The 25,963-nt window shown below is 69.6% G+C and carries 23 protein-coding genes and 1 pseudogene; 17 read left to right on the forward strand and 7 right to left on the reverse strand.

Annotated elements, in window-relative coordinates:
• Nucleotides 1–4: 4 nt before the first annotated feature.
• Both ACLQ2O_RS06470 and ACLQ2O_RS06475 read left to right on the forward strand, forming a co-directional pair.
• Nucleotides 5–493 carry a PH domain-containing protein gene (locus ACLQ2O_RS06470; protein WP_425828196.1) on the forward strand — a complete coding sequence of 163 codons (489 nt, stop codon included), beginning with the start codon at nt 5–7 and terminating at the stop codon, nt 491–493.
• Entirely contained in the window at nt 490–1,995 is a 1,506-nt protein-coding gene (locus ACLQ2O_RS06475; protein ID WP_425828198.1) for a PH domain-containing protein, read from the forward strand. Before ACLQ2O_RS06470 ends, ACLQ2O_RS06475 begins: the two co-directional genes overlap by 4 nt.
• Before the next feature lie 98 nt (nt 1,996–2,093).
• Here the strand turns inward: ACLQ2O_RS06475 and ACLQ2O_RS06480 are convergent.
• Together ACLQ2O_RS06480 and ACLQ2O_RS06485 are read right to left on the reverse strand one after the other, a co-directional pair.
• Nucleotides 2,094–2,744 (reverse strand): annotated as a pseudogene (locus tag ACLQ2O_RS06480) (SAM-dependent methyltransferase); the annotation flags it as partial.
• Nucleotides 2,737–3,303, reverse strand: coding sequence for a 2'-5' RNA ligase family protein (locus ACLQ2O_RS06485; RefSeq protein WP_425828200.1), 567 nt, complete (start codon nt 3,301–3,303; stop codon nt 2,737–2,739). The pseudogene ACLQ2O_RS06480 and the gene ACLQ2O_RS06485, both read right to left, overlap by 8 nt.
• Nucleotides 3,304–3,426: 123 nt before the next feature.
• Between ACLQ2O_RS06485 and ACLQ2O_RS06490 the strand changes: the two genes are divergently transcribed.
• The 10 genes from ACLQ2O_RS06490 (at nt 3,427) to ACLQ2O_RS06535 (ending at nt 15,429) form a co-directional block, all read left to right on the forward strand.
• Entirely contained in the window at nt 3,427–4,305 is an 879-nt protein-coding gene (locus ACLQ2O_RS06490) for a Rossmann-like and DUF2520 domain-containing protein (RefSeq protein WP_425828202.1), read from the forward strand.
• On the forward strand, nt 4,302–5,129 hold the full coding sequence (gene panC / locus ACLQ2O_RS06495) for a pantoate--beta-alanine ligase (RefSeq protein WP_425828204.1): 828 nt from the start codon (nt 4,302–4,304) through the stop codon (nt 5,127–5,129). Before ACLQ2O_RS06490 ends, panC begins: the two co-directional genes overlap by 4 nt.
• A 22-nt stretch (nt 5,130–5,151) precedes the next feature.
• On the forward strand, nt 5,152–6,813 hold the full coding sequence (locus ACLQ2O_RS06500) for an L-aspartate oxidase (RefSeq protein ID WP_425828206.1): 1,662 nt from the start codon (nt 5,152–5,154) through the stop codon (nt 6,811–6,813).
• Nucleotides 6,814–6,817: 4 nt separating this feature from the next.
• Nucleotides 6,818–7,681, forward strand: a complete 864-nt coding sequence (nadC, locus tag ACLQ2O_RS06505) for a carboxylating nicotinate-nucleotide diphosphorylase (protein WP_425828208.1) — start codon at nt 6,818–6,820, stop codon at nt 7,679–7,681.
• A 158-nt stretch (nt 7,682–7,839) separates the two neighbouring features.
• Nucleotides 7,840–8,604, forward strand: coding sequence for a type III pantothenate kinase (locus ACLQ2O_RS06510; protein WP_425828210.1), 765 nt, complete (start codon nt 7,840–7,842; stop codon nt 8,602–8,604).
• Between the two features lie 89 nt (nt 8,605–8,693).
• On the forward strand, nt 8,694–10,190 hold the full coding sequence (locus ACLQ2O_RS06515) for a catalase (protein WP_425828212.1): 1,497 nt from the start codon (nt 8,694–8,696) through the stop codon (nt 10,188–10,190).
• A 154-nt stretch (nt 10,191–10,344) separates the two neighbouring features.
• Nucleotides 10,345–11,586, forward strand: coding sequence for a hypothetical protein (locus ACLQ2O_RS06520; RefSeq protein ID WP_425828214.1), 1,242 nt, complete (start codon nt 10,345–10,347; stop codon nt 11,584–11,586).
• A gap of 12 nt (nt 11,587–11,598) precedes the next feature.
• On the forward strand, nt 11,599–12,855 hold the full coding sequence (locus tag ACLQ2O_RS06525) for a hypothetical protein (protein ID WP_425828216.1): 1,257 nt from the start codon (nt 11,599–11,601) through the stop codon (nt 12,853–12,855).
• 10 nt (nt 12,856–12,865) lie between these two features.
• Nucleotides 12,866–14,170 carry a hypothetical protein gene (locus ACLQ2O_RS06530; RefSeq protein WP_425828218.1) on the forward strand — a complete coding sequence of 435 codons (1,305 nt, stop codon included), beginning with the start codon at nt 12,866–12,868 and terminating at the stop codon, nt 14,168–14,170.
• Between the two features lie 11 nt (nt 14,171–14,181).
• Nucleotides 14,182–15,429 (forward strand): hypothetical protein, encoded by a 1,248-nt coding sequence (locus tag ACLQ2O_RS06535; RefSeq protein WP_425828220.1) that lies wholly within the window; start codon nt 14,182–14,184, stop codon nt 15,427–15,429.
• 8 nt (nt 15,430–15,437) lie between these two features.
• Here ACLQ2O_RS06535 and ACLQ2O_RS06540 read toward each other — a convergent pair whose 3' ends face one another.
• Nucleotides 15,438–15,839 (reverse strand): TIGR03668 family PPOX class F420-dependent oxidoreductase, encoded by a 402-nt coding sequence (locus ACLQ2O_RS06540; RefSeq protein ID WP_425828222.1) that lies wholly within the window; start codon nt 15,837–15,839, stop codon nt 15,438–15,440.
• Between the two features lie 84 nt (nt 15,840–15,923).
• Here ACLQ2O_RS06540 and ACLQ2O_RS06545 point away from each other — a divergent pair, with 84 nt between their 5' ends.
• Nucleotides 15,924–17,210: a hypothetical protein gene (locus ACLQ2O_RS06545; RefSeq protein WP_425828224.1), complete on the forward strand. Its 1,287-nt coding sequence runs from the start codon at nt 15,924–15,926 to the stop codon at nt 17,208–17,210.
• A gap of 4 nt (nt 17,211–17,214) precedes the next feature.
• On the opposite strand, the gene ACLQ2O_RS06550 is transcribed toward ACLQ2O_RS06545, so the two are convergent.
• Together ACLQ2O_RS06550 and ACLQ2O_RS06555 are read right to left on the reverse strand one after the other, a co-directional pair.
• Nucleotides 17,215–17,865: a DedA family protein gene (locus ACLQ2O_RS06550; RefSeq protein WP_425828226.1), complete on the reverse strand. Its 651-nt coding sequence runs from the start codon at nt 17,863–17,865 to the stop codon at nt 17,215–17,217.
• Between the two features lie 64 nt (nt 17,866–17,929).
• Entirely contained in the window at nt 17,930–18,508 is a 579-nt protein-coding gene (locus ACLQ2O_RS06555) for an ArsR/SmtB family transcription factor (RefSeq protein ID WP_425828228.1), read from the reverse strand.
• Nucleotides 18,509–18,568: 60 nt separating this feature from the next.
• On the opposite strand from ACLQ2O_RS06555, the gene ACLQ2O_RS06560 reads away from it, so the two are divergent.
• From ACLQ2O_RS06560 to ACLQ2O_RS06575, 4 genes are all read left to right on the forward strand, one after another.
• Nucleotides 18,569–19,780, forward strand: coding sequence for an MFS transporter (locus ACLQ2O_RS06560; RefSeq protein ID WP_425828230.1), 1,212 nt, complete (start codon nt 18,569–18,571; stop codon nt 19,778–19,780).
• A gap of 9 nt (nt 19,781–19,789) precedes the next feature.
• Nucleotides 19,790–21,310: a lysine--tRNA ligase gene (lysS, locus tag ACLQ2O_RS06565; RefSeq protein ID WP_425828232.1), complete on the forward strand. Its 1,521-nt coding sequence runs from the start codon at nt 19,790–19,792 to the stop codon at nt 21,308–21,310.
• Between the two features lie 229 nt (nt 21,311–21,539).
• Nucleotides 21,540–21,872 (forward strand): histone-like nucleoid-structuring protein Lsr2, encoded by a 333-nt coding sequence (locus tag ACLQ2O_RS06570; protein ID WP_425828234.1) that lies wholly within the window; start codon nt 21,540–21,542, stop codon nt 21,870–21,872.
• 352 nt (nt 21,873–22,224) lie between these two features.
• Nucleotides 22,225–24,759 carry an ATP-dependent Clp protease ATP-binding subunit gene (locus tag ACLQ2O_RS06575; RefSeq protein WP_425828236.1) on the forward strand — a complete coding sequence of 845 codons (2,535 nt, stop codon included), beginning with the start codon at nt 22,225–22,227 and terminating at the stop codon, nt 24,757–24,759.
• Between the two features lie 152 nt (nt 24,760–24,911).
• Here ACLQ2O_RS06575 and ACLQ2O_RS06580 read toward each other — a convergent pair whose 3' ends face one another.
• Both ACLQ2O_RS06580 and ACLQ2O_RS06585 read right to left on the reverse strand, forming a co-directional pair.
• On the reverse strand, nt 24,912–25,325 hold the full coding sequence (locus ACLQ2O_RS06580) for a hypothetical protein (RefSeq protein ID WP_425828238.1): 414 nt from the start codon (nt 25,323–25,325) through the stop codon (nt 24,912–24,914).
• Nucleotides 25,322–25,954, reverse strand: a complete 633-nt coding sequence (locus ACLQ2O_RS06585; protein ID WP_425828240.1) for a hypothetical protein — start codon at nt 25,952–25,954, stop codon at nt 25,322–25,324. The genes ACLQ2O_RS06580 and ACLQ2O_RS06585 overlap by 4 nt, the downstream gene beginning before the upstream one ends.
• Nucleotides 25,955–25,963: the final 9 nt, after the last annotated feature.

Consider the following 25,963-nt stretch of genomic DNA (forward strand, 5'->3'; position numbering starts at 1 on the left):
CGGTGTGGACGACCTCTTCGCACCTTCGGATGTCAGTTGGACGCCGGTCTCGCCGAAGCTCGCGGCGGTGCGCCGGGTGACGTCGGCGATCCTGTGCGGGCTGACCGCGATCGCCGGGTTGCTCGCGTTCGGGTTGCTGCTGAGCTGGCTGTACGCCGGGTTGTGGGTGCTCGTGGTCGCGGCCGCGTTCGCCTGGTCGTGGAGCCTGATCGGGCGCAACCAGCGGTCCTGGAAGTACGCCGAGCGCGAGGACGAGCTGCTGGTCAGCCACGGGATCATGTTCCGCCAGCTGGTCGTCGTGCCGTACGGGCGGATGCAGTTCGTCGACGTCGCGGCGGGTCCGCTGGAGCGGTCGTACGGGATCGCCACGGTCGAGCTGCACACCGCGACCCCGGCCACCGACGCGAAGATCCCCGGTCTGCATCCCGACGAGGCGAGCCGCCTGCGCGACCGCCTGTCCGCCCTCGGCCAAGCGCAGGCGTGGGGCCTGTGACCGAGCAGAACCCCACCCCGTACGGCGCACCGCCGGCCGCGGATCCGAACGCGCCGGACGCTCCCCCGGAGGCGACCCCGGGGTCAGACCCTGCGGCCCAGCAACCGGCTCCTCTCACCGAACGCGAGGGCGACCGGCTCCACCCGCTCACCCCCTTCGTCAAGGGCTGGGGCTACTTCGTCGTCGCGGCCGTCGCGATGGCCAACAACGAAGGGCTGCGCAGCAACCTCAAGATCGCGGGCATCGCGCTGGCCGCCGTACTGGTCGGTGGGATGCTGCTCGGCGCGCTGTCGTGGTGGTTCACCAAGTGGCAGCTGACCGATGACGCGATCCGGGTCGACAGCGGGTTCCTGTTCCGCCGGACGCGGATCATCCGCTTCGACCGGATCCAGGCGATCGACGTCGCGCAGCCGTTCGTCGCGCGCCTTTTCAACATGGCCGAGCTGCGGATGGACGTCGCCGGCGGCAGCCGTAGCGACGGCAAGCTGAGCTACTTCACCTCCGAGGAGGCCGCCAAGCTCCGCGGCATCCTGCTGGTCAGGGCCAAGGGCAAGGAGGCCGCCGAGGAGGCGGTGCAGCCCGAGCACGAGCCGCCGCCCCTCCTGATCGTTCCGACCGGCCGCCTGCTCGGTGCGACGCTGCTGTCGTCCACGGTGCTCGGTAGCCTCGCCGGTCTGATCTGGCTGATCGTGGCGACGACCGTGCTGGAGTTCCACGTCGGTCTGTTCGCCGGTCTGCCGCTGCTGCTCGGTGTGGTGCAGCCGATCTGGAAGCAGGTCGTCGGCAACCACAAGTTCACGCTGACCGAGTCCCGCGACGGTCTGCGGACCAAGCGCGGACTGTTCGACCTGCAGCGCCAGACCGTCCCGCCGGGCCGGGTGCAGGGCCTGCTGATCACCGAGCCGATCATCTGGCGCCGCCTGGGCTGGTCCCGCGTCGACCTGGACATCGCAGGTGTGGTCGGCGGGGTCTCCGGCGACGGCGAGGAGGACCAGAACGGCGTACAGCTCCTCCCGGTCGGCGAGCGCAACGAGGTGGCCGGCGTCCTCAACCGCGTCCTGCCCGGCTTCGACCTGTCCCGCATCGAGCTGCACCAGGCACCGCAGCGGGTGAAGTGGCTGCGCCCGGTCGGCTGGCGCTATCTCGCGTACGGCGCTGACGACCAGGTCCTGGTCACCCAGCGCGGCTGGATCAGCCGCAAGACCTCAGTGGTCCTCCACCACAAGACCCAGTCGGTCCGCGTCGTGCAGGGCCCGCTCCAGCGCCGCCTGCGCGTCGCCAACGTCCACGTGGACACTCCGCAGGGCCCCACTGACGCAGTAGCCCTCCACCGCGACGTAGCCGACGCGGCTCACCTCCTGGATGCTCAGACCACCAGAGCCCGCGAGGCACGCCGTACGACGTCAGCACCTGCTCCTGTCCAGACCCAGCCGAACGAGCCGAGCCCCGCCGGGTCCAGCAGTTCGGCGGCCTCTCCTGCGGACGACAGCCCGGCCACGTAGCGCAGGGGGGCGCTGCGGGCCAGGTCGTTGGCCGGGCGGTCCGCGGAGACTCCCAGCGTGATGAGCACCTCCCGCTGGGTGGCGATGGTGCCGCCGAGCGAGTCGAGCGCGACGTGGGCGGTGATGTCGCAGGAGCCGTCGGGCACGGGGTCGCACTCGCGACCGCGGCGGAAACCAGTCAGTGTCCCGTACGGCGGCCGCCCGCCCCGCACGTGGCCGTAGTCGATCGCGATCGCGAGCCCGTCCTCGAGCCGGTCCAGGACGCCGGACCACGCGGCGTCGCGGGTGGTGCCGATCTCGGCGCGGTCGCCCGGTTCGGCCAGCGGCCACCAGCGGTCGAGCCAGGCGCGATCGTTGCCTTCGACAACTGAACCCAGGGAGAGGTCCTCGAGCAGGTAACGGAGTTCGCCGTCGTCGGAGAGCTCGGCCAGCTCGCAGGGGATGTTGTCGAGCCACTCGTTGGCGATCACCAGGCCGGTGAGCGTCGCGGGCAGTTCGTCGTCGAGCTCGATGCCGGTGACGGTCAGGTCGGGGGCGAGAGCGGCAACCGCACGGCCGAGCTCGCCGGAGCCTGAGCCGATGTCGGTGAGGTGGGTCAAGCCGACCTCACGGGCCAGCCGAACGAGAGCGCCGGCGAAGAGGGGTGAGGCATGCACAGAAGTGCGGAAGTGAGCTGCTGGTCGCTCGCGCCGGTAGAAACCTTCAGCTCCGTACAGAGCCTCTTCCCAGGAGTCGTGGAAGCTACGCACCGAGAGGAACCGAGCCGATCAGCTGCCAGACGCTGTCCTCGCCCTCGCGCCAGATGCTCAGGTCGTCGAGCCGGACCGGCGGCGGGGGAGCCGCGGCCAGTGCCTCCTCGGCCTCGGCGACCACGGCCGGGCCGCCCTGCGCCGACGAGGAGATCGTCAGGTGCGGCTGCGGCTCCAGGTGCTCGCCCCCGTACGGCGGGCACTCGGGAAAGGCGAAGAGGACCGCGTTGACCAGGGCAAGTACCTCGTCGTACGGCTCGGGCATCAGCCAGGCCGTCCCGTTCGGGAACTGCCCGGCCGCCGAGAACGACAGCTCGAACGGCGCGATGTCCGCCACCGCCTCCGTCAGCCGCTGCACGTCTTCCGGCGACGGGTCCTGGACCCACGGCACCAGCACGGTCACGTGCGGCGGGACCAGCGCGCTGAGCGGCAGCTGCGGCCGGGCCGACGAGTACGACACCGACCGCCACCGGTCGGTGAACGCGGCAAGCTCCGGTACGGCGATCAGGATCGCGGTCAGACCGGTCGGCTCCGTCCAGGGCTCTGCGAATCTGCTCACCGGCTCATGCTCCCACCTGTGACGGACCACTCCACCACCTGCCGCAGATCCGCACTACCCTTGTCGGCAACCGCACCAATCGTCTGGTACCCCGCCAAGGGGACTGGAACGTAGAGAGTGGACATGGAACGCATCGGCATCATCGGAGCCGGGCGGGCCGGCAGCGCCCTGGGAGCAGCCTTGGCGTCGGCCGGACACCCCGTGACCGGCGTCAGCGCGCGCTCGCGAGCATCGCTCGACCGGGCCGCCCACCTGCTCCCGCACGTCCCTGTACTCCTGCCTGACCAGGTGACCCGCCAGGCGGACGTCGTACTGCTCGCCGTCCCGGACGACGCGATCGGACCGGTCGCGGCCACGTTGCCGCTGACACCTGATCAGTACGTCGTACACCTGTCGGGTGCGCACGGGCTCCGGGTCCTGCAGGGCACTGAAGCGACTCCGGTCGCGCTGCACCCGCCCATGACGTTCCCAGGCGGTCCGGTCGACCTGACCGATGTGGTGTTCACCGCCACGGCTCCCGCGGAGGCGGTGGACTTCGTCGAGCGCCTGGTCAAGGGACTCGGTGCAGGCGTCCAGTGGGTCGCCGAGGAGCACCGGGCGCTCTACCACGCCGGTCTGGTGCACGGTGCCAACCACCTGACCACACTGGTCAGCCAGGCGTACGACGTACTGCGGGAAGCCGGAGTAGCGGATCCGGCGGCAGCACTTGGCCCGCTGCTGTCCGCAACTCTCGACAACACGCTGCGGTCCGGTCATGATGCGCTCACCGGGCCGATCGCCCGCGGCGACGTGGAGACGGTGGCAGCCCACCTGGCCGTCCTGCGGGGCCGTACGGCGAGCACGTACGCCGAGCTGGCCCGGGCCACGGTGGAACGGGTGACGCAGGACGGGCGGATCGACGCGGCAACGGCCGGGCGCTTCGCCGCGCTGCTCGATCCGGTGCGGGACCAGCAGGAGCGAGAGCAGCAGGAGCGGCACCGGACAGGGGAGGCACCGCGATGAGACTCACCCAGACGAAGGCCGAGCTGCGCGCCGCGGCGGCGGTCCGCCCGCGGGCGGTTGTGATGACGATGGGCGCGCTGCACGACGGCCATGCCGCGCTGCTCGCCGAGGCGCGCGAGCGGGTCGGCCCGGACGGCAGCGTGCTGCTGACGATCTTCGTGAACCCGTTGCAGTTCGGGCCGACCGAGGACTTCGACCGGTACCCGCGCACGCTGGCCAGCGACCTCGCGATCGCCAAGGCCGAGGGGGTGGACCTGGTCTTCAACCCGTCCCGCGACGAGCTCTACCCGAACGAGCCGTCGATCACCGTGCACCCGGGGCCGCTCGCCGACGAGCTCGAGGGCATGGTCCGCCCGGGGCACTTCGGCGGCGTACTGACGGTGGTCGCGAAGATGCTGCACCTGACGTCGCCGGACCTGGCGCTGTTCGGCGAGAAGGACTACCAGCAGATCACGCTGATCCGGGAGATGGTCTGCGACCTGGACTGGGACGTCGACATCGTGCCGGTGCCGACGGTCCGCGAGCCCGACGGGCTGGCGCTGTCGTCGCGCAACCGCTACCTGGACGAGACCGAGCGTGACGAGGCGCTGGTGCTCCACCGGGCGCTCACCGCGGGCGCGAAGGCCGGGATGAACGGGCCGGACGCCGTACTGGCTGCCGCTCACGCGGAGCTGGAGGCGGTCCCGTCGGTGAAGATCGACTATCTGGCGCTCCGGGCGCCTGATTTGGGTCCGGTGATCGGCCCTGGCGAGTCCAGGATGCTGATCGCCGCGCGCGTAGGGACGACCCGTCTCATTGACAACATTTCCATCACCCTCCGATGAAATCCATTGATACGGTCGTTGGATGACTGCACCCGCCGTTCCCCAACGGCTAGCTGCGCCCGAACCCGGCTGGACCGACACGGTGGACGTCGTCGTGATCGGGTCGGGGATCGCGGGCCTGACCGCCGCGCTCAGGCTGCGCGCGTTCGGGACCGTGCTGGTGGTGACCAAGGACGTCGTCGCGTCCGGCTCGACGCAGTGGGCGCAGGGCGGGATCGCGGCCGCGCTCGGGCCGGGTGACTCGCCCGAGGACCACCTGCAGGACACGCTCGTCGCAGGCGCCGGGCTGAGCGACCCGGCCGCCGTACGGGCGCTGGTGACCGAGGGGCCGGACGCCGTACGGGACCTGATCGACCTCGGTGCCGTGTTCGACAAGCTGGCCGACGGTGACCTGTCGCTGACCCGCGAAGGCGGGCACCACCGCAACCGGATCGCCCACGCCGGCGGTGACGCGACGGGCGCCGAGATCGAGCGCGCCCTGGTCGCCGCGGTGAAGCGGGCCGACGACATCCGGATCATCGAGCACGCGCTCGTCCTCGACCTGCTGCGCGCCGCCGACGGCGCGGTCGCCGGCGTCACGCTGCACGTGATGGGCGAGGGGCAGCTCGACGGCGTCGGCGCGATCCGCAGCCGGGCCGTCGTACTGGCTTCGGGTGGGCTCGGTCAGCTGTACGCCGCCACGACCAACCCGAGCGTCTCGACCGGCGACGGGATGGCGCTCGCGCTACGCGCCGGGGCGAAGGTGCGGGACCTGGAGTTCATCCAGTTCCACCCGACCGTGCTCTGGCTCGGCAAGGGCGCGAAAGGCCAGCAGCCGTTGGTCTCCGAGGCCGTCCGCGGCGAAGGCGCCTTCCTGGTCGACCACGACGGCAACCGGTTCATGCAGGGGCAGCACGAGCTCGCCGACCTGGCGCCGCGCGACATCGTGGCGAAGGCGATCATGCGGCAGATGCTTGCCACCGGCAAGGACCACATGCTGCTCGACGCGCGGCACTTCGGCGACGAGAAGTGGCGGGTGCGCTTCCCGACCATTCTCGCCTCCTGCCGCTCGCACGGCATCGACCCGGTCCGCGAACTGATCCCGGTCGCGCCGGCCTGCCACTACTCCTCCGGCGGGGTCTGGACCGATCTACACGGTCAGACCTCCGTGCCCGGCCTGTACGCGTGCGGCGAGGTCGCCTGCACAGGCGTGCACGGCGCCAACCGGCTGGCCTCGAACTCGTTGCTCGAGGGCCTGGTCTTCGCCCGCCGGATCGCCGCCGCGCTCGCCGACGACCTGCCCGACCTGCGCGAACCGGCCGACGACGGTAGGGTTCCCGGCTTGGTGGATGCGGACGTCGTACCGGAACTGCAACGGGTGATGACGGTCGGCGCCGGAGTGATCCGGAGCGCGACCGGGCTGGCCGACGCCGGGAACCGGCTCGGTGAGCTGATCCGGCAGCCCACCGGAGAGCCCGGTACGTCGAGCTGGGAAGCCACCAACCTGGCCACCGTCGCGACCGCCCTGGTCGCCGCGGCCACGGTCCGCGAGGAGAGCCGCGGCTCGCACTGGCGCGAGGACCACCCGGATCGCGACGACGCACAGTGGTCGGGCAATCTGGACCTCACGCTGCCGGGTGAGGGAACCACCGCCCGGCCGGCCACGGTCTTCGTGGCGCTGAAGGAAGCATCGGAGGGGAAGTAGCGACATGGATGACACGCTCGACAGGCGGTGGGTCGAGGACCTGGTCCGGGCCACCATCGAGGAGGACCTGGCCGGCGGTGTCGATGTCACCACCACGGCGACCGTCGACGAGCAGCAGGTCTCGGTCGCCGAGCTGGTCGCCCGCGCCGACGGTGTGGTCGCGGGGCTCGAGATCGCCGAACTGGTGATTCGGCTGGTCGCGGGTAGCGACGAGGTCGAGGTGGAGCACTCGGTCACCGACGGTACGGCGGTCAAGACCGGCGACGTGCTGCTGACCGTGCGCGGGAAGACGCGCAAGCTGCTGACCGCCGAGCGCACGATGCTCAACCTGGTCTGCCACCTGTCCGGGGTCGCGTCGCTGACCCGGCGCTGGGTGGACGAGGTCGAGGGCACCGGCGCGGTGATCCGCGACACCCGCAAGACGATGCCGCTGCTGCGCTCGCTGGAGAAGTACGCCGTACGGTGCGGTGGCGGCAAGAACCACCGGATGGGTCTGTCCGACGCGGCACTGATCAAGGACAACCACGTGATCGCGGCCGGCGGCGTCGCCGAGGCGTTCCGGCTGGTCCGCAAGGCCTACCCGGAGATCGCCGTCGAGGTCGAGGTGGACTCGGTCGAGGACGCGCTGATCGCGCTCGAGTCCGGCGCGGACCTGATCCTGCTCGACAACATGGGCGTCGACCAGCTCCACGAGGCTGTCGAGAAGATCGCCGGCCGGGCCCGGCTGGAGGCCTCCGGCGGTCTCACCCTGGACGTCGCCCGCAAGGTCGCCGAGACCGGCGTCGACTTCCTCGCCGTCGGCGCGCTGACCCACTCGGCGCCGGTCCTCGACATCGCTCTGGATCTCCAGGAAGCCTCGAGGCCGTGACTCCTCTTCTCACGCCTACTGCGCGGCACTCGGTGCGGCACCTCGCTGCACGGGTGCCAAGGCAACGATGCTTCGCATCGCCACCTCGTCCCCCGCGCACCGAGCTACCGCACCGAGCACCTGCTCGCTACGGCGTGAGAAGAGGAGTCACGACCTAGATGCTGCTCGCCGTCGCGGTCGAGAACAGCCGCACCCTCGTCGGACTGGTCTTCGAGGGCACCGTCAAGCGGTACTGGTGGGTGGGCACCGACCCCCGCCGTACCGCTGACGAGTGGGCGGTCCTGCTCGAAGGCCTGCTGACCGGCGAGACCCCGGTGTCCGGCGTCGCCGTCTGCTCCGCCGTACCGCACGTCCTGCACGAGCTGCGCGACGTCGTCTCCCGCTACTACCGTGACGTCCCCAGCGTCGTCGTCGAGCCCGGCGTGAAGACCGGCCTGCCGGTCCTCGTCGACAACCCGCGCGAGGTCGGCACCGACCGGATCGCGAACGCCCTCGGCGCGGTCAACCGGTACGGCGCACCGTGCGTCGTCGTCGACATCGGTACGGCGACCACCGTCGACCTGGTCAACCCGGCCGGCGCCTTCGTCGGCGGGTCGATCGCGCCCGGCATCGAAACCTCCACCGATGCCCTCGGCGAGTCCGCCGCCCAGCTCCGTCGCGTCGAGCTCACCCGACCCCGGGCCGCCGTCGCCAAGAACACCGTCGAGGCACTCCAGGCCGGCGCGATCTTCGGCTTCACCGCACTCGTCGACGGCCTGGTCACGCGCATCCTGACCGAGCAGTCCCTGCCCCTCGGCGAGGTCCCCGTCGTGGCGACGGGCGCGCTGGCGCCGCTGATCGTCCCGGAATCCACGCTGATCACCCACCACGAGCCGTTCCTGCCGCTGCTCGGGCTGTACCAGGCGTTCAGTCGAAACCACTGAGGTGGCCCGGCCGCTGTTGCGTACTGTCAAGAGTTGCTTACGGAACGTTCTTTCTTGACTCACTCCAGATTAGCTGGAAAGCTCGGGCCATGACCCAGGGATCGACGACATCGACCGGTGCACCGGCGCCGAGTGACCGCAACTCCCTCACGCTGGGAGCCAACGGCCCGCTGCTGCTGCACGACACGCACTTCCTCGAGCAGATGGCGCACTTCAACCGTGAGCGCGTCCCGGAGCGCAACGTGCACGCCAAGGGCAGCGGCGCGTTCGGGGTCTTCGAGACCACCGAGGACGTCACGGCGTACACGAAGGCCGCGCTGTTCCAGCCGGGTGCCTCGACCGAGATGCTCGCCCGTTTCTCGACCGTGGCCGGCGAGCAGGGCAGCCCGGACACCTGGCGGGACCCGCGCGGGTTCGCGCTGAAGTTCTACACCAGCGAGGGAAACTACGACCTGGTCGGCAACAACACCCCGGTCTTCTTCATCCGCGACGGGATCAAGTTCCCGCACTTCATCCGCTCGCAGAAGCGCCGCGGCGGCTCCGGCCTGCGCGACAACCACATGCAGTGGGACTTCTGGACGCTGAACCCGGAGTCCGCGCACCAGGTCACGTACCTGATGGGCGAGCGCGGCATCCCGAAGTCGTACCGGCACATGAACGGCTACGGCTCGCACACCTACCTGTGGGTCAACGCCGCTGGCGCCAAGCACTGGGTCAAGTACCACTTCCACACCGAGCAGGGCGTCGAGCACCTGACCGGTGACGAGGCCGCGAAGATCGCCGGCGAGGACGCCGACTTCCACCGCCGCGACCTGCACGACGCGATCGAACGCGGCGAGCACCCGTCGTGGATCCTGTCGGTCCAGCTGATGCCGTACGAGGACGCGAAGACGTACCGGATCAACCCGTTCGACCTGACCAAGATCTGGCCGCACGCCGACTACCCACTGATCAGGGTCGGCAAGATGACCTTGAACAAGAACCCCGAGAACTTCTTCGCCCAGATCGAGCAGGCCGCGTTCGAGCCCTCGGCCGTCGTACCGGGGATCGGCTTCAGCCCCGACAAGATGCTGCTCGGCCGCGTCTTCGCGTACGCCGACACGCACCGCTACCGGATCGGCCCGAACTACCTCCAGCTCCCGGTGAACCGCCCGAAGGTCCCGGTGAACAGCTACGTGTTCGACGGCCCGATGGCCTACGACCACACCGGCGACCAGCCCGTCTACGCGCCGAACTCGGCCGGTCGCCCGTACTCCGACCTGACCGGCCCGGTCGAGGACAGCTGGGAGGCCGACGGCGAGTTCGTCCGTACGGCGTACGAGCTGCGCCCGGACGACGGCGACTTCAACCAGGCCGGGACGCTGGTCCGCGAGGTCTGGAACGACGCGCAGCGCGAGGAGTTCGTGCGGACCGTCGCCGGTCACCTGCTCGGCGGCGTCCACGGCGAGGTGCTCGAGAAGGCCTTCCAGTACTGGAAGAACGTCGACGCGGAGACCGGCAAGCGGATCGAGGAACTGGTCCGCGCGGGCAACGGCGCCCCCAACCCCGGTGGGGAGCCCGACGCCGCCCAGGCCGAGGCCAACTGATCCGCCGTACTCCGGAAGCCCGCTCCAGCACCCCGCTGGGGCGGGCTTCGTTGTGCAGCAACCTGCAACTTTGTTGCCAATCGCAAGTCCCGTACTGAAGAATGCGCTGGCTGGGCCGTGGGGGACATGGCCCTCTTCTTGTGTGGGGACTTCGATGAAGCGTCTTTCTGTACCCCTGCTTGCCGGCGCACTGCTCGCCGCCACGCTGACCACTCCGGCCCAGGCCGCTGCCGCCGACCCGGCGCCGACCGACGTCACCGTCCAGTGGACCGACGAGGACCTCACGACGGTCCGGCTCAGCTGGGCGGAGGCGTCGCCGCAGCCGAACGAGATCCTCCTGCAGAACAACGACGACACGCCGATCGGCCGGTTCTGGGTCCCGGCCGACGCCCCGAACCACGTCGACCTCCCGAAGTCGGCGATCGCCGCGGGTTACACCAACCTGCGGTTCGGGGTTGCCGTCGGCACCGAGGACGAGCGGACGAGCCCGTTGGCGATGTCTCCGAGGTTCGACACCAGCCTGCCCGCAGCACCTGAACTGGTGGGCGCGGTGCCGTCGGGCGGCAGCACGCTGAGCGTCGAGTGGAAGGCGGGGCAGGAGCCCGTGGACCTCACGCGGAACGACCCGCTGGACCGCGCGTTGCCGCTGGCGTTCGGGGCGTGGTACCAGGTCGGTGACCAGCCCCGGTCCTACTTCGGGCCGATGCTGCCGGGTGGGACGCGGGGCGCGTTCAACGCCCTGGTCCCCGAGTTCACCGTCTCCGTCGACAGCCGCAACGAATGGGGCGAGACCACCGCCAAGCTGATCGACGCCGCTGCCAGCGCGCCCACGCTGAACGTGCCGGCCTGGGTCGTCTACGACAACCTGCTCGACCTCACCGGCAAGCTCGCCGGCACCGACGCCCGCACCGTGAACCTCGAGGCCCGCAACAGCCCGACGAGCCCCTGGTACGTCGTGACGTCGCGCCTGAACACCACCGGTTCGTACATGTACACCTTCCAGCACACGCCGTCCCGCCAGTACCGCGTCGAGGTCCCGAACCGGGTCTCCGGCAGCCGCGTCTGGTACGGCGGCTACAGCCCCATCGGCACCAGCAACGTCCAGCACAAGGTGAACGCCTCGTTCCCCACCCCCACGGTCAAGCGCGGCGACACCGCCCGCGCCACCCTCGGCGTCCTCCCCGGCCACAACGGCACGGCCACGCTCCAGCGCTACGTCGGCACCGCGTGGACGACGGTCGGCTCGGTCCAGTTCACCAACGGCCTCGGCGACGGCTACGTCCGCAGTACCACGCCCGGCCGTGTCTCCTACCGCTACTACGTGCCCACCGCAACGGTTGCCGGTGGCACCTATCAGGCCGCGTACTCCCCGACTTTCGTCCTCACCACCACCTGAAACAGGACCCCCATGAAGATCTGGCCGGCACTCGCGGTCACCGGCGGCCTCGTCGCCTCCCTGCTCGTCACCCCCGCGGCCACCGCGGCAGAACCGTCCCTGTCCAACGTCCGCATCGCCTGGAAGGACAGCACCTTCCAGAAGGTCAGCGTCACCTGGGACTCGGACGGGACCCGGCCGACCGGCATCGTCGTGCGCGATCCGGCCGGTCGCCAGACCAGCTTCCCGCCGCCCGCAGAGGGCAGCTCGATCGATGTCGAGGCGCGGGTGCTAGAGGCGCTCGAGTCGTCGTCGTTCCAGCCGCTGCAGTTCGCGGTCCTCAGCGGCAACGGTGCGCCGGCCGCGCTCTCCCCGAAGTTCGACGCGAACGTTCCGGGGAGGGTAGGACTCGCCTCGACGACCCAGTCGGCAGCCGGAGCGACCACCGTCCGGTGGTCGCCACCGGCGGCGGCCACCGACACCACCCCGAACGACCCGCTGGACCGCGGCACCGCGCCGACGTACCAGGTGACCTACAAGCCGCTGAACGGCAAGACCGCCTACCCGATCGGCGGCCGGACGGCGGCGACGCAGGCGTCGTACACGCTGCGTTCGGAGTACACGCTCGACGTCGTCGCGCACAACGAGTGGGGCGGCCGCTGGGCGGAGACCCTGGTCACCGCACGAGCGACCAAGCTCACCGCGAAGATCCCGGGCTGGACGGTGTACGGGCAGCAGAACGTGCATGTCACCGGTACGTACTCGCCGGTGCTGAGCGGCGGCAACTTCCGACCGATCGTCCTGCAGGCCCGCAACACCGCAACCAGCCCCTGGTACGCCGTGTCGACGTTCACCGGCAACGCGAGCGGCAAGTTCAGCTTCACCCTCGGCAGCGCGGGGCGGCGCGAGTACCGGGTCGCGACCGCGGCGCTCGTGACCAACGGCGGCGCCTCGCTGCACTACGGCGCGATCACCGGTTCGAGCTGGTCCTCCACACAGATGTGGGGCGACGCCGCGTTCACCCGGTTCAGGATCCCCGCAGGGCTGACGGACTACGCGGTGCTGACCGCCTACCCGGCCGTCAACACCACCGCCGTCCTGCAGCGCTGGAACGGCAAGGCCTGGACGACGGTCGGCCCGGTCCAGGTCCGCAACGGCCGCGGCACCGGCGCCATCGTGCCCGCCAGGCCGGGGCGGGTGGCTTACCGGTACTACCTCCCCACCAGCACTTTCCGCGGCCTGCGCGTCGAGGCCGCCTACACCCCCAACTTCGTCGTAGAAGCCTTCTAGAACGGACCCCATGAAGATCATCTCCGCCCTCGTTGTGACCGCGGGTCTGACCGCCTCGCTGCTCACCGCGCTACCGGCGCACGCCGCTGACGCGGCGCCGACCAACATCAAGCTCAGCTGGAAGACGACCACGGCAGAGCGGGTCGTGGTGAGCTGGGACGAGGCCACGCCGGTCGCGAACGTCATCTCGCTGCGTCAGCCCGGTCAGACCAAGGCGTTCCGGACCTGGGCGACGACGGCCGAACAGCCGAACTCGATCGAGCTCTGGACCGGTTCGGTCTCCCCGAGCTACGCCGGGATGAGCGACGATCTCCCGCTGCAGCTCGCGGTGTCGGCAGGGTCGGACGGTCCCGAGACGCTGTCACCGGTCTTCGACGCGGACAGGCCGGTGGCGCCGCAGCGCGTGTCGTCGACGCTCGCCGCATCCGGCGCGATGACCGTGAAGTGGAAGTCGCCGGCCCGGACCGACACCACGCCGAACGACCCGCTCGACGTGAGCCGGACGCTGACCTACCAGGCGGGCTACGACGCGGCGCGGTTCAGCAAGGTCAAGCTCGGTGGACAGACCACCGCGACGCAGGTGACCTACACGCTGCGATCGGCGTACACGCTGTGGGTCGACGCCTACAACGAGTGGGGCAGCTCCAGCGCCTACAACCTGCTCTCCACCTACCCGACGAGCGTGACCGCGAAGGTCCCGGCCTGGGCCGTCTACAACCGTCCCTCGACGATCACCGGAACCTACGCGCCGAGCCACGAGCAGCGGCAGATCGTGCTGCAGGCCCGGAACACCTCGACCAGCGCCTGGTACACGGTCAGCTCGGGCAAGTTCAGCAATGGTAAGTTCTCGTTCCCGTTCGGGACCGGCGGCAGCCGCCAGTACCGGGTCGTCGCGCCCGCGACCTGGTTCGGCAGCATCCTCGCGTACCAAGGAGTGAGCGCGACGGCGGCGTCCACCACGCAGCTCGACGTGTTCGGCTTCTTCGTCTCGCCGCAGATCGGCACCTACGACCGGAACACCGCCGGCCTCTACGTCTACCCGCAGGCGAACACGTCCGCCACGCTGCAGCGCTGGAACGGCAAGACCTGGACGACGGTCGGCCCGGTCGCGGTGAAGAACGGCAACGGCAAGGGCTACATCATCGCGCCGACGGCCGGCCGGACGGCGTACCGGTACTACGTGCCCGCCACGCTGTACGGCGGCACCCGGTTCGCCGCGGCCTACACCAACACCTTCGTGAACAACGTGATCCCGGGGATGTCCACCCCCTGCCTGCCCTCGCAGGGCTGCCGCTACTCGACCGCTCCTCGCTGAAAGGCGTTGCTGTGCTGAAGAAATTGACTCCGCTCGCCGTCGCCGCCGGTCTGCTCGGTTCGGTGCTGACGGCAACCGAAGCCGTCGCGGCCGATCCGGCGCCGACCGGTGTCACGATCGCCTGGAAGGACTCGACGCACGAGTTCGTCCGGGTGACGTGGACCGAGGACGGCGACCTGCCGAACAAGGTCGTTCTCCGGACCGGCACGTCGAGCACTTACCTGCCGGTGTTCGTCCCGGCAGGAGCGCCGAACGTGGTCGACTACCCCGCCGCCCGGCTGGAGCCGTACAGCGGCCAGGTGCGGATTGACGTGTCGGTGGGAACAGAGGCCGGGGAGACCAGCCCGGCAGGCTTTTCTCCGCGGTTCGACACGATCGTCGCCGCGCCCGCCGAGAGGGTCTCGGTCACGCTGTCGGGGACCAGTGGGCTGCGGGTGCAGTGGAAGGCCGGGTACTCCGAGTTCGACGGGACTCCCAACGATCCGTTGGACCTGGTCGACTCCACGCGGTACACGCCGCGATTGGTTGCCGGAGGCAAGCTCACTGATCTCGCCGTCGCTTCCCAAGCGACCGCGGTGACGGTGGCCAGTCACGCGTTGCCGTACCAGATCGACGTCCTGGCGAGCAACGAGTGGGGTACCGTCAGCAGGCGCCTCGGCGGCGCCTCCGCCGGCGGTCTCAAAGCTGTCATCCCGACCTGGGTGAAGTCCGGTTCGCCGACGTCTCAGCCCACGATCACGGGGACCGTTGCCGCCCGCAACGCTCCGGTCTACCTGCAGGCCCGGAACACCGCGACCAGCGCCTGGTACACCGCCTCGTCGCAGCAGGCGGTCAACGGAACCTTCAAGTTCCTGCTCGGTGCGTCCGGCTCACGGCACTACCGGGTGCTGGTGCCCAACTACACGGACGCCGCCGGCATCGCCTACTTCGGCAGCTACAGCGCCGCCGTGGCGACGACGGTCCAGGTGAACACCTGGGGTGCCCGCTTCACCCCCGCCACGGTTCGCCGTGGGCAGACCGCGACCGCTGAGGTCCGTCACTCGCCCACCTGCAGCTACGCCGTGGTCCTGCAGCGCTGGACCGGCAAGACGTGGAGCACGGTCGGGTTCGTCAGGACCGACATGGGCGTCGCCCGCGGCTACGTGAAGGGTGCCGCCGCCGGACGGGTGGCGTACCGCTACTACTTCCCGGCCCTCACCTTGAACGGCTACAAGTACGCCGCGGCGTACTCGGCCAACTTCGTCCTCACCACGACCTGAGACAGCGGCTAGCTCGCCGACCAGCCGGTCCACTTGTCGACGCTTGCGACGATGAAGGGGCCGGCCGGCGGCGTTTCGGCGTACTGGGAGTACTTGGCGGCCAGAGCCTCGACCGGATGTTCAGGGACGACAGCGGCCGTACAGTCGGCGCGGATCCACCACAGGTGGGTCCAGTCGGGGGAGTAGTGGTCGATCAGGAGCGTGGCCTGCGGGTTCTCGGCGAGGTTGCGGAGGCGTTTGAGGTTGCGGGTGGTCTTGGGTTTGTGGTCGACGGCGATCACGACGACGTCGTCGGTCAGGGTGAACGTGACCGGGACCACGTGCGGGCGCAGATCCAGGCCCGTGGTGGCCAGGAAAGCGCGGTCCGCCGCGGCGAAGCGGGTGCGGCAGTCCTCGGTGGGGAGTATCACGATTCGGCCCTCCTGCTAGGCAGCCTGGGGTGCCAACTATGTATGGTCAACGCGTTCCAGGTTCCGCAGGTGAGGTGAGGTGCGATGGGCAGGGTGCCGCTACTGCCTGCCGTCATTGCCGTGACAGTGCTCGGCGGCGTGCTCACTGCCTGTACGTCGGACCCGGTGCCGACGGGGGTGTCGGTCGGCTGGGACAAGGCGCGGTCCGCGGTCCAGGTCACCTGGAAGGACGACAACGCGCCGAACCGGATCTCGATCGAGGGCGTGGTGTCCAGCAGCCCGTCGTACGTGAAGTACGTCGCGGCGACGGACCCGAACACCTGGGCGATCCCGACCTCGGCGTTCCCGGCCGACGGGAACTACCGGATCGCGGTGTCGACCGGGACGTCGCGCGGCGGGGTGACGAGCAAGCCGGCCCGGTCGCCGATGTTCGACACCGACGGGCCGCAGCGGCCGTCCGACGCGGTCGCGCGGGTGGCGGGCAAGGACGTGGTGGTGAGCTGGAAGCTGCCGGCCGCGTCGCAGGACTTCACGCCGAACGACCCGCTCGACGTACCGGCGGGGACGCAGCAGTACACGCCGGTGATCGGCGTCAACGGGCAGCCGTTCAAACCGGTCGCCGCGCCGACGACCAGGTCGAGCCTGGTGCTGAAGAACGTGCGGCCGCCGTACTACTTCCAGCTGCGGGCGAAGAACGAGTGGGCCTCGCTGACCGGCGCCGAGATCGCCGGGCGGACGACCGCGACGACGGCCGCCGTACCGACGCTGTGGACGTTCGGCAAGCAGATGCTGATCCGCGGCCGGACCATCCAGCAGGAGATCAGCTGCGGCGGATCTCGTTGCTCGGTGCAACAGTCGACGGCGGCCGGGCTGCCGGTGGTCGTGCTCGCGCAGAACCGGGCCGGCGGTCCGTGGGTGCAGGCCGGCCGAGGGGCCACCCAGCCGGGCGGGCACTTCGAGGTCCGGGTCAACACCGGCGGCACCCGGTCGTACCGGGCGTACGTGCCGGTGAACAGCCGCGTCGGCGCGCTGTCCAGCGCGTCGAGCAGCAAGACCTACCTGACCCGCAGCCGGCTGCTGATCCAGGGCGCGGGCTACGCCGGCGGCAACCTGCACAACCGCAACGAGGTGATCAACGCCGCGGTGGTGGTCCGCCCAGCGCTGAACAGCACCGCGATGCTGCAGTTCTGGAACGGCCGGGCCTGGGGCAACGTCAAGGCGACCCCGATCCGCGGCGGCCGGGCCGCGATCAGTTTCAAGGCGGTCAAGCCGGGGGTGTTCGCCTACCGCTTCCTGGTCCCCGGTACGACGTACCAGGGCACGCCCGTCTTCGGTACGGCGACGCCCAGCCTGGTCCTGCGGATCCGCTGAAGCGCTACTGCGCGTCGACCGGCTCGGTCAGTTCGACGCCGTCGGTCCGCCGCCGCTGCCGCAGCTTGTAGATCGCGTACGCCGCGACCGCGGCCACGGCGATCAGCGCGAGCGCCCAGACCGACAGCTCGCCGAAGATCTTGTCGGCGTTGTCACCGATGTTGTACGCGACGATGCCGATCGTGGTCGACCAGGCGATGCCGCCGGCCGCGTTGGCGGCCAGGAACTGCGGGTACGGCATCCGGAGCATGCCCGCCATCGGGCCGGCGAAGATCCGCAGCAGCGCGACGAACCGGCCGAAGAAGACGGTCCAGACGCCGTACTTGTGGAAGTACCGCTCGGCGCGCTCGATCCGGTCGGTGGAGAAGTGCTTGGAGCGCTTGCCGAGCCGCTCGAACAGCCCGCGGCCGGCCTTGCGGCCGATGAAGTAGCCGATCGAGTCGCCGACGATCGCGCCGGTCGCGGCCGCGGCGATCACCAGCACCAGTCGCAGGTCACCTTGGGACGCGAGCAGCGACGCGGCGATCAGCGTGGTCTCGCCGGGCAGCGGGATGCCCATCGACTCGACGCCGATGACCAGCCCGACCACCAGGTAAGCGACCACCGCGAGGCCCCCGGTCGGTACCGCGATCGCCAGTGCGTGAAGTTCCCCCATGGTCCAATCGTGGCACTGTCAGGCAACCGTTTTACTGATCTGTGAAGTATCCGTAGGGCGGAATTTATGTGGACGTTTCGGTGTTGGCCGGGGGATCGCCGGTCGGTACGACGGCCAGCAGGGTGCTGATCTGGCGCGCGCCGCCCGGGTGCGAGGTCTGGCTGCGGCCCTCCCGGTAGCGCTCGACCAGCTGATCCAGCTCCTGGTTGAACTCACGCGCCTCGTCGTGGGTGAGCCACAGCCGGGACCGGCTCATCGAGCTGACGTCGTCCCACGGGTCGGTGGCCGGCAGCTCATCGAACTGCTCGAGGATGCGCTCCACCGAGGTGCGCATCAGGGTCAAGCTCGCCAGTCGGCCGGCGCCGGTCGACTGGGACTGGAGGATCAAGCTGCCTCCTGGCGATCGCCAAGGGCGCTCGCGGCCGTCCGCCGACTCCTCGGCGCGCTCGACGATGCCCCACCGCTCCAGGGCCCGCAGGTGGTAGCTCATCGCCGACGGCGTCAGGCCGGCGAGCTTCGCGCACTCGGTCGCGGTGAGCACCCTGCCGTTGTAGAGCTCGTCGATGACCCGCTGCCGGGCCGGGTGCGCGAGCGCGCGGATCGCCCGGGGATCGGTGAGCACCACACGTTTCTTCTGGGCCACGGGACGCAGCCTAACGAAGTCCCTTGACCGGCGAAACCATGAAGCAGTAGCTTCACATATGTGAAGCAAACACTTCAGACCTCGATCTGGTCCTTCCGCGACCTCCGCCTCGTCCTGCCGGCGCGCGCGCTCTCGTACGCCGGTGACTCGGTCGCCCTGGTCGCCCTGATGCTGCGCGTCTCCGAGAGCGGCGGCCCGGGTGCGGTGACCGCGCTGCTGCTGGCGTTCGCCGTACCGACGGTGGTGATGATCCCGTTCGCCGGCCGGATCGTCGACGGGTACGACTCCCGGACGGTCCTGGTCCTGGCGTCGCTGCTTCAGGTCGTGGCCGGTCTGGGGCTGGCGTTCAGCCACGGTCTCGCCGAGACGCTCGCGCTGGTCTGCGTCCTCCAGGTCGGCCAGGCCGTCGCCGGCCCGGCCTGGGCCGCGCTGATCCCGCGGATCGTCGGCGAGGAGCTGGTCGGCCGGGCCACGGGCACCAGCCAGGCGCTCGTCGGCGTCGCCACCCTGGCGGGCTCGGCCATGGGCGGCGTCCTCGTGAGCTGGTCCGGCGAGCGAGGCGCTCTGCTCGTCGACACCGCGACCTTCGGGATCATCGCGCTGGTCGCCTGCGCGGTGCGGACCCGGCGGCGGCCGGCGGCGGGCGCCGTACGGGAGCCTGGTGCGTTGATGGCCGGCCTGCGCGGTCTGCTCGGGGATCCGCTGCTCCGGATCCTGGTGGTCTGCCTGTGGATGTTCGTGGTGGTCGGTGAGGCGGTCAACGTGGTCGAGGTCTTCCTGGTCACCGACGAGGTCGGGCTCGACGCGGCCGGGTACGGCTGGGTGATGGCGGCCCAGGGCGCCGGCGCGATCCTGGGCGCCTGGGGGACCGGCCGGCTGACGTCCGCCGCCGGTCGCTCACGGGCGATGCTGGGAGGGATGGCGGCGATCGGTGCCGCCTGCGTCGTGATGGGGCTCGCCGGCGGGGTGATCGCGCTGTTCGCCGGGGCTGTGGCAGTCGGGGTCGGCAGCGGTCTGCTCAACGCCGCGTCCAGCACGCTGATCGTCACCCGTACGCCGGAAGCGGTTCGGGGCCGGGCCATCGCGGCGCTCGGTGGGACCGCTCGGGCCTGCAGCCTGGTGGCGCTGCCGCTCGGGGGTCTGCTGGCCGCCGTACTGGGGACTCGGACGACGTTCGTGGTCTGCGGGACCGCCTGCGGAGTCGCCGCGGCGATCGCGACCGTGCTGGTGGTCAGGACAAACGATTCGGTCCCGGAGGCGGTCAGTCACTAGCCTTTGCCTATGACTGAGCCACGTGAGACCCCGGTGACCCCCGACAACGGGCAGGACGACCTGCCCGAGCAGATGCGGGTCCGCCGGGAGAAGCGTGACCGGCTGCTCGCCGAGGGGGTGCAGCCCTACCCGCTCGCGGTCCCGCGGACGCACCTGCTGAAGGACCTCCGCACCCGGTACGACGCCCAGGAGCTGGCGGCGGACACCCGGACCGGCGAGCAGGTCGCGGTCGCCGGGCGGGTCATCTTCCTGCGCAACACCGGCAAGCTGTGCTTCGTCCGGCTCCGCGAGGGCGACGGGACCGAGCTCCAGGTGATGCTGTCGCTGGCCGACATCGGCGAGGAGGAGCTGGCCCGGTTCAAGGCGCTGGTCGACATCGGCGACCTGCTGTCGGTGCAGGGCGAGGTGATCACCAGCCGCCGCGGCGAGCTGTCCGTCCAGGCCACCGCCTGGCAGATGGCCGCCAAGACGCTGCGCCCGCTGCCGAACGAGCACAGCCCGCTGAGCGAGGAAGCCCGGGTCCGGATGCGGTACGTCGACCTGATCGTGCGGCCCGAGGCCCGCGACATGGTCCGGATCAAGGCCGCCGTGCTGAAGTCGCTGCGTGCGACGTACGACGCGCACGGGTTCATCGAGGTGGAGACGCCGGTCCTGCAGCTCACCAACGGTGGCGCCGCGGCCCGTCCGTTCCGGACGCACCTGAACGCCTTCGACCAGGAGATGAAGCTGCGGATCGCGCTCGAGCTCGATCTCAAGCGCGCGATGATCGGTGGCGTCGACCGGGTCTACGAGATCGGCCGCACGTTCCGTAACGAAGGCCTCGACTCCACGCACGCCGCGGAATTCTCGATGATCGAGGCGTACCAGGCGTACGGCGATTACGACACGATGGCCGAACTGCTCCAGGAGCTGATCCGGAACGCCGGCCGGGCGATCGGGCGATCGACCGTCACTGCGCGCGACGGTTCGGTGATCGACTTCGAGCAGCCGTTCCGGCACGCGACGCTTTTCGGGCTGCTGTCGGAAGCGGTCGGTGAGAGCGTCGACCAGACCACCGACCTGCCCGCGCTGCTGAAGCTCGCCGAGCAGCACGAGGTCGAGCTGCAGCCGGACCGGAATGCCGGTGAGATCGCCGTCGACTTGTTCGAGAAGCTGTGCGAGCACACGCTGATCCAGCCCACCTTCGTCCGCGACTATCCCGAGTCGGCCCGGCCGCTGGCGAAGGCGCACCGGGAGTCCCCGGGGCTGGTCGAGGCCTTCGACCTGTTCGTCAACGGCGTCGAGCTCGGGGTCGCCTACTCGGAGCTGAACGACCCGGTGATCCAGCGTGAACGCCTGGTGGAACAGTCGTTGCTGGCCGCGGCCGGCGACCCCGAGGCGATGGAGCTGGACGAGGACTTCCTGCGCGCGATGGAGTTCGGGATGCCGCCGGCCGGCGGTCTCGGGATGGGCCTGGACCGATTGGTGATGCTGTTCACCGAGGCCGGGATCCGGGAGACCATTCTGTTCCCGTTGCTGCGTCCGGAGTGAGCCGAAAACAGCCCGTGACGGCCGTTGCTTAGCACAACCAACGCCTCGATCAATTTCCGGGTCCATTCCGTTGCCGACGCATACGGTGAGTGACGGGGTTTTTAGTCACATCTTTCCCCACATTCCGCCTGTTGAATGACAGGACCGGGGTTTGTGCGGTACAAATCAGGTGGAAGCCAAAAAGTAGGGGGATTGTGCCCGGTGGCGGGCGCGGAAAGGACTGTCATCGATGGCGCAAAGGGTCCAGGTAGTTCTCGAGGACGATCTCGACGGTGGTAAGGCCGACGAGACCGTGACCTTCGGATTGGACGGCACGACGTACGAGATCGACCTGTCCAAGAAGAACGCCGCCAAACTGCGCGACGCGCTGAACGGATATGTCGGGGTGGCCCGCAAGGTGGCCGGCCGGCGGGGTCCCGCCGGGCGCGGCGGCCGTGCCCGGGGCCGGTCGGCGACCGACTCCGCGGACATCCGCGCGTGGGCCAAGGACAACGGCTACGAGGTCAGCGAGCGCGGCCGGATCTCGGCCGAGGTGCGCGCGGCGTACAACGAGGCGAAGTAGCGGGCCTGCGGAATCGGCCTGAGGGTTCGTGCGGTCCCGGTGCCTGCGAAGGCGCCGGGACCGTCCGCATTCCGGTTGTTTCACAGTGTGGACACTTCGGCGGACGCCGGTGACGGAAGGTGCCTTCCGGGGCAGCTACCACCGGGAATTCGCTGGTGGCGAACACCGGGCGCGCCGGGAACACCGTCGGGGCCCCGGAGGTTGTTCCCTTGTGATCCCCAGTGGGCGGCCGGCGAGAGGTCTTCGCTTGTTCGCTGAGAGCGAGCCTGTCGATGCCGGGGACTAGCATGCATGTACGGGGGTCGGCCTACACGGCACGTCCGACTCCTCTGAGGCAAGGAGCGCTTTGGCGATGTTTGAACGATTTACGGACCGCGCCCGTCGGGTAGTCGTCCTGGCTCAGGAAGAGGCCAGGATGCTCAGCCACAACTACATCGGGACCGAGCACATCCTGCTCGGCCTGATCCACGAGGGTGAGGGTGTCGCCGCCAAGGCTCTGGAAAGCCTTGGTATCTCGCTGGAGGCTGTCCGTTCCCAGGTCGAGGAGATCATCGGCCAGGGACAGCAGGCTCCGAGTGGGCACATCCCGTTCACCCCTCGCGCCAAGAAGGTGTTGGAGCTCTCCCTGCGTGAGGCCCTGCAACTGGGCCACAACTACATCGGCACCGAGCACATCCTGCTCGGCCTCATCCGCGAGGGTGAGGGTGTCGCCGCGCAGGTCCTGGTCAAGCTCGGCGCGGACCTGAACAAGGTCCGTCAGCAGGTCATCCAGCTGCTGAGCGGGTACCAGGGCAAGGAGACGGCCACGGCCGGCTCCGGGGCCACCGAAGGTGCTCCCAGCAGCTCCCTGGTGCTCGACCAGTTCGGCCGGAACTACACCCAGTCGGCCCGCGAATCGAAGCTCGACCCGGTGATCGGGCGCGAGACCGAGATCGAGCGGGTCATGCAGGTGCTGTCCCGGCGTACCAAGAACAACCCTGTCCTGATCGGTGAGCCGGGCGTCGGCAAGACCGCGATCGTGGAGGGTCTGGCCCAGCAGATCGTCCGCGGCGACGTGCCCGAGACCCTCAAGGACAAGCAGATCTACAGCCTCGACCTGGGCGCCCTGGTGGCCGGTTCGCGCTACCGCGGCGACTTCGAGGAACGCCTGAAGAAGGTGCTCAAGGAGATCCGCACCCGCGGTGACATCGTGCTGTTCATCGACGAGATCCACACCCTCGTCGGGGCCGGCGCGGCCGAGGGCGCGATCGACGCCGCGAGCATCCTGAAGCCGATGCTGGCCCGCGGCGAGCTGCAGACCATCGGTGCCACCACCCTCGACGAGTACCGCAAGTACGTCGAGAAGGACGCCGCGCTGGAGCGCCGGTTCCAGCCGATCCAGGTGGCCGAGCCCTCGATCGCGCACACGATCGAGATCCTCAAGGGCCTGCGCGACCGCTACGAGGCGCACCACCGGGTGACCATCACCGACGCGGCCCTCGTGAACGCGGCCCAGCTGGCCGACCGGTACATCTCCGACCGGTTCCTCCCGGACAAGGCGATCGACCTGATCGACGAGGCCGGGGCCCGGTTGCGGATCCGCCGGATGACCGCTCCGCCGGACCTGCGCGAGTTCGACGAGAAGATCGCGAACGTGCGCCGGGAGAAGGAGTCGGCGATCGACGCCCAGGACTTCGAGCGGGCAGCCTCTCTTCGCGACGACGAGAAGAAGCTGATCAACGCGAAGGCCGAGCGCGAGAAGCAGTGGAAGGCCGGCGACATGGACGTCGTTGCCGAGGTCGACGAGGAGCTGATCGCCGAGGTGCTCAGCACCGCGACCGGCATCCCCGTCTTCAAGCTGACCGAGGAGGAGTCCTCGCGGCTGCTCGACATGGAGAAGGAGCTCGCCAAGCGGTACGTCGGCCAGACCGACGCCGTCAAGGCGCTGTCCCGCTCGATCCGGCGTACGCGCGCCGGTCTGAAGGACCCGCGTCGCCCGAGCGGCTCGTTCATCTTCGCCGGTCCGTCCGGTGTCGGTAAGACCGAGCTGTCGAAGGCGCTGACCGAGTTCCTGTTCGGCGACGAGAGCGCGCTGATCAGCCTCGACATGTCGGAGTACTCCGAGAAGCACACGGCCTCGCGGCTGTTCGGTTCGCCTCCCGGGTACGTCGGCTACGAAGAGGGCGGGCAGCTCACCGAGAAGGTGCGCCGCAAGCCGTTCAGCGTGGTGCTGTTCGACGAGGTCGAGAAGGCCCACCCGGACATCTTCAACTCGCTGCTGCAGATCCTGGACGAAGGTCGCCTGACCGACGCCCAGGGCCGGGTGGTCGACTTCAAGAACACCATCATCATCATGACCACGAACCTGGGCACCCGGGACATCGCCAAGGCCGTCAGCCTCGGCTTCTCCCAGATCGGTGACGTGTCCGGCTCGTACGAGAAGATGAAGGCGAAGGTCACCGAGGAGCTCAAGCAGCACTTCCGGCCCGAGTTCCTGAACCGCGTCGACGAGATCGTCGTCTTCCACCAGCACGCCATGGAGGACATCGTCCGGATCGTCGACCTGATGGTCGCCCAGGTGGAAGAGCGCCTCAAGGACAAGGACATGGGCATCGAGCTCACGCCCGCGGCCAAGAAGCTCGTCGCCGAGCGCGGCTTCGACCCGGTCCTCGGTGCCCGCCCACTGCGCCGCGCCCTCCAGCGCGACGTCGAGGACGTGCTCGCCGAGAAGATCCTGTTCGGGCAACTGCGCCCCGGCCAGATCGTCCTGGTCGACGTCGCGCCCGAAGGCACCGTCGACTCCGACGGGCTCCCGGAGTACTTCACGTTCACCGGAACCCAGAAGAGCACCCCCGACCTGGAACTCACCGAAATCGCCGGCGGCGGCACCGGTATCCAGGACAGCTGATCCCCTAGCTGAACGAAAGACCCCGCGGACTACGTCCGCGGGGTCTTTCGTTTGTGCGGGGTTTCAGCCGGCGGGTGCTGTTGCGGTGACTGCCCTGCGCAGGACCGCGCGGCGCCCGAGCGTTGTCGGCGGCCACCCGATGCGGGGCGGGATCAGCGGCTCAGAAGGCGGGCGGCGCCGTCGACGAGAGTTGTGGCGTGACGGATCGCGGCCTTGGCTTGCTGGGAACTGACGAACACCATGCCGTAGTGCGCGCCGTCCTTGACGTCGAGCAGGCGACCGAGCGCCCGGGCGAGTGCTCGGCCGTCGTCGCCGACCTCGGTGACGAGCTGGATCGCCTGGCGGTGGTCCTGGCCGCGGGAGCGTTGCCCGAGTGCGGCGCAGCATGCCGCGTCGGCGGCAGCGATGCCGGCGAGTACGGCCAGAGCAGCAGACACGTTCGGGTTGGCGAGCTCGTCGTCCTCGGCGCCGACGAGCTCGGCGACGTCGAGGAAAGCGCGGGCCTGGCTGAGCCGAACGGAAGCCTGGGCGCGGTTGCAGTCCTGGGTCCTGGCTGCCGGAGTCACTGCGGTCCTCCGTGAACGATCTCGTTGCGAAGATGGCGGAACTGAGGTCCGTAGACAGCAATGGAGTCGGACAGCCAGTCATTGACGATCGGTTCCGCCGCTGCGAAATGCCGTGCCAGGTCGGCGGTGCTGAGGGCGTAGGTCTGCAAGTGATTGCCGGTCCAGGCGTGGATCTGCTCGGCGAGTTCCCCGACCTGGTCGCTCCACTCGGACGGTAGATCGGCGAGCTGGTGGATGAGCAGCAGGTCGACATCGCTGTCCAGGTCACCGTCCGCGCGGGCAGTGGAACCGAAGACGCTGGCGTGGAGCGGAGGCACTGCCCAGCCCTTGATCGCTAACCCGATCCGATCAAACAGTTGCTGCCGTAGTCCGGTCAGTTCGATGACCGGTCGGGCGGCGAGGTGTTCGCGGTTCAGGGAGAACTGGATGCTGCCACCGACCTGATTGGCGATCACCAGTCCGGTGGCGGCCAGACGATGGAGCACTCGTCGGATCCCGGTCTCGCTGCCGGCGGATGCGAGTTGGTGGACCCTGCGCCCTGTCAGCGGCTGAGTGGTCCGGGCGAGCACCGTCAGCACCAGACCGTCGAGGCTTGGGGTCACGGTGCTGATGGGGAGCGACATGTCCATCTCGAGGCC

It is taken from the genome of Kribbella sp. DT2 (assembly GCF_049844575.1).
In the GTDB taxonomy this organism is placed as follows: domain Bacteria; phylum Actinomycetota; class Actinomycetes; order Propionibacteriales; family Kribbellaceae; genus Kribbella.

Bases quoted from the DNA above. Each gene is read 5' to 3' on its own strand.
- ACLQ2O_RS06490 (WP_425828202.1), top strand. From the start codon at position 3,427: ATGGAACGCATCGGCATCATCGGAGCCGGGCGGGCCGGCAGCGCCCTG.
- panC (WP_425828204.1), top strand. From the start codon at position 4,302: ATGAGACTCACCCAGACGAAGGCCGAGCTGCGCGCCGCGGCGGCGGTC.
- ACLQ2O_RS06500 (WP_425828206.1), top strand. From the start codon at position 5,152: ATGACTGCACCCGCCGTTCCCCAACGGCTAGCTGCGCCCGAACCCGGC.
- nadC (WP_425828208.1), top strand. From the start codon at position 6,818: ATGGATGACACGCTCGACAGGCGGTGGGTCGAGGACCTGGTCCGGGCC.
- ACLQ2O_RS06510 (WP_425828210.1), top strand. From the start codon at position 7,840: ATGCTGCTCGCCGTCGCGGTCGAGAACAGCCGCACCCTCGTCGGACTG.
- ACLQ2O_RS06515 (WP_425828212.1), top strand. From the start codon at position 8,694: ATGACCCAGGGATCGACGACATCGACCGGTGCACCGGCGCCGAGTGAC.
- ACLQ2O_RS06520 (WP_425828214.1), top strand. From the start codon at position 10,345: ATGAAGCGTCTTTCTGTACCCCTGCTTGCCGGCGCACTGCTCGCCGCC.
- ACLQ2O_RS06525 (WP_425828216.1), top strand. From the start codon at position 11,599: ATGAAGATCTGGCCGGCACTCGCGGTCACCGGCGGCCTCGTCGCCTCC.
- ACLQ2O_RS06530 (WP_425828218.1), top strand. From the start codon at position 12,866: ATGAAGATCATCTCCGCCCTCGTTGTGACCGCGGGTCTGACCGCCTCG.
- ACLQ2O_RS06545 (WP_425828224.1), top strand. From the start codon at position 15,924: ATGGGCAGGGTGCCGCTACTGCCTGCCGTCATTGCCGTGACAGTGCTC.
- ACLQ2O_RS06550 (WP_425828226.1), bottom strand. From the start codon at position 17,865: ATGGGGGAACTTCACGCACTGGCGATCGCGGTACCGACCGGGGGCCTC.
- lysS (WP_425828232.1), top strand. From the start codon at position 19,790: ATGACTGAGCCACGTGAGACCCCGGTGACCCCCGACAACGGGCAGGAC.
- ACLQ2O_RS06570 (WP_425828234.1), top strand. From the start codon at position 21,540: ATGGCGCAAAGGGTCCAGGTAGTTCTCGAGGACGATCTCGACGGTGGT.
- ACLQ2O_RS06575 (WP_425828236.1), top strand. From the start codon at position 22,225: ATGTTTGAACGATTTACGGACCGCGCCCGTCGGGTAGTCGTCCTGGCT.
- ACLQ2O_RS06585 (WP_425828240.1), bottom strand. From the start codon at position 25,954: ATGGACATGTCGCTCCCCATCAGCACCGTGACCCCAAGCCTCGACGGT.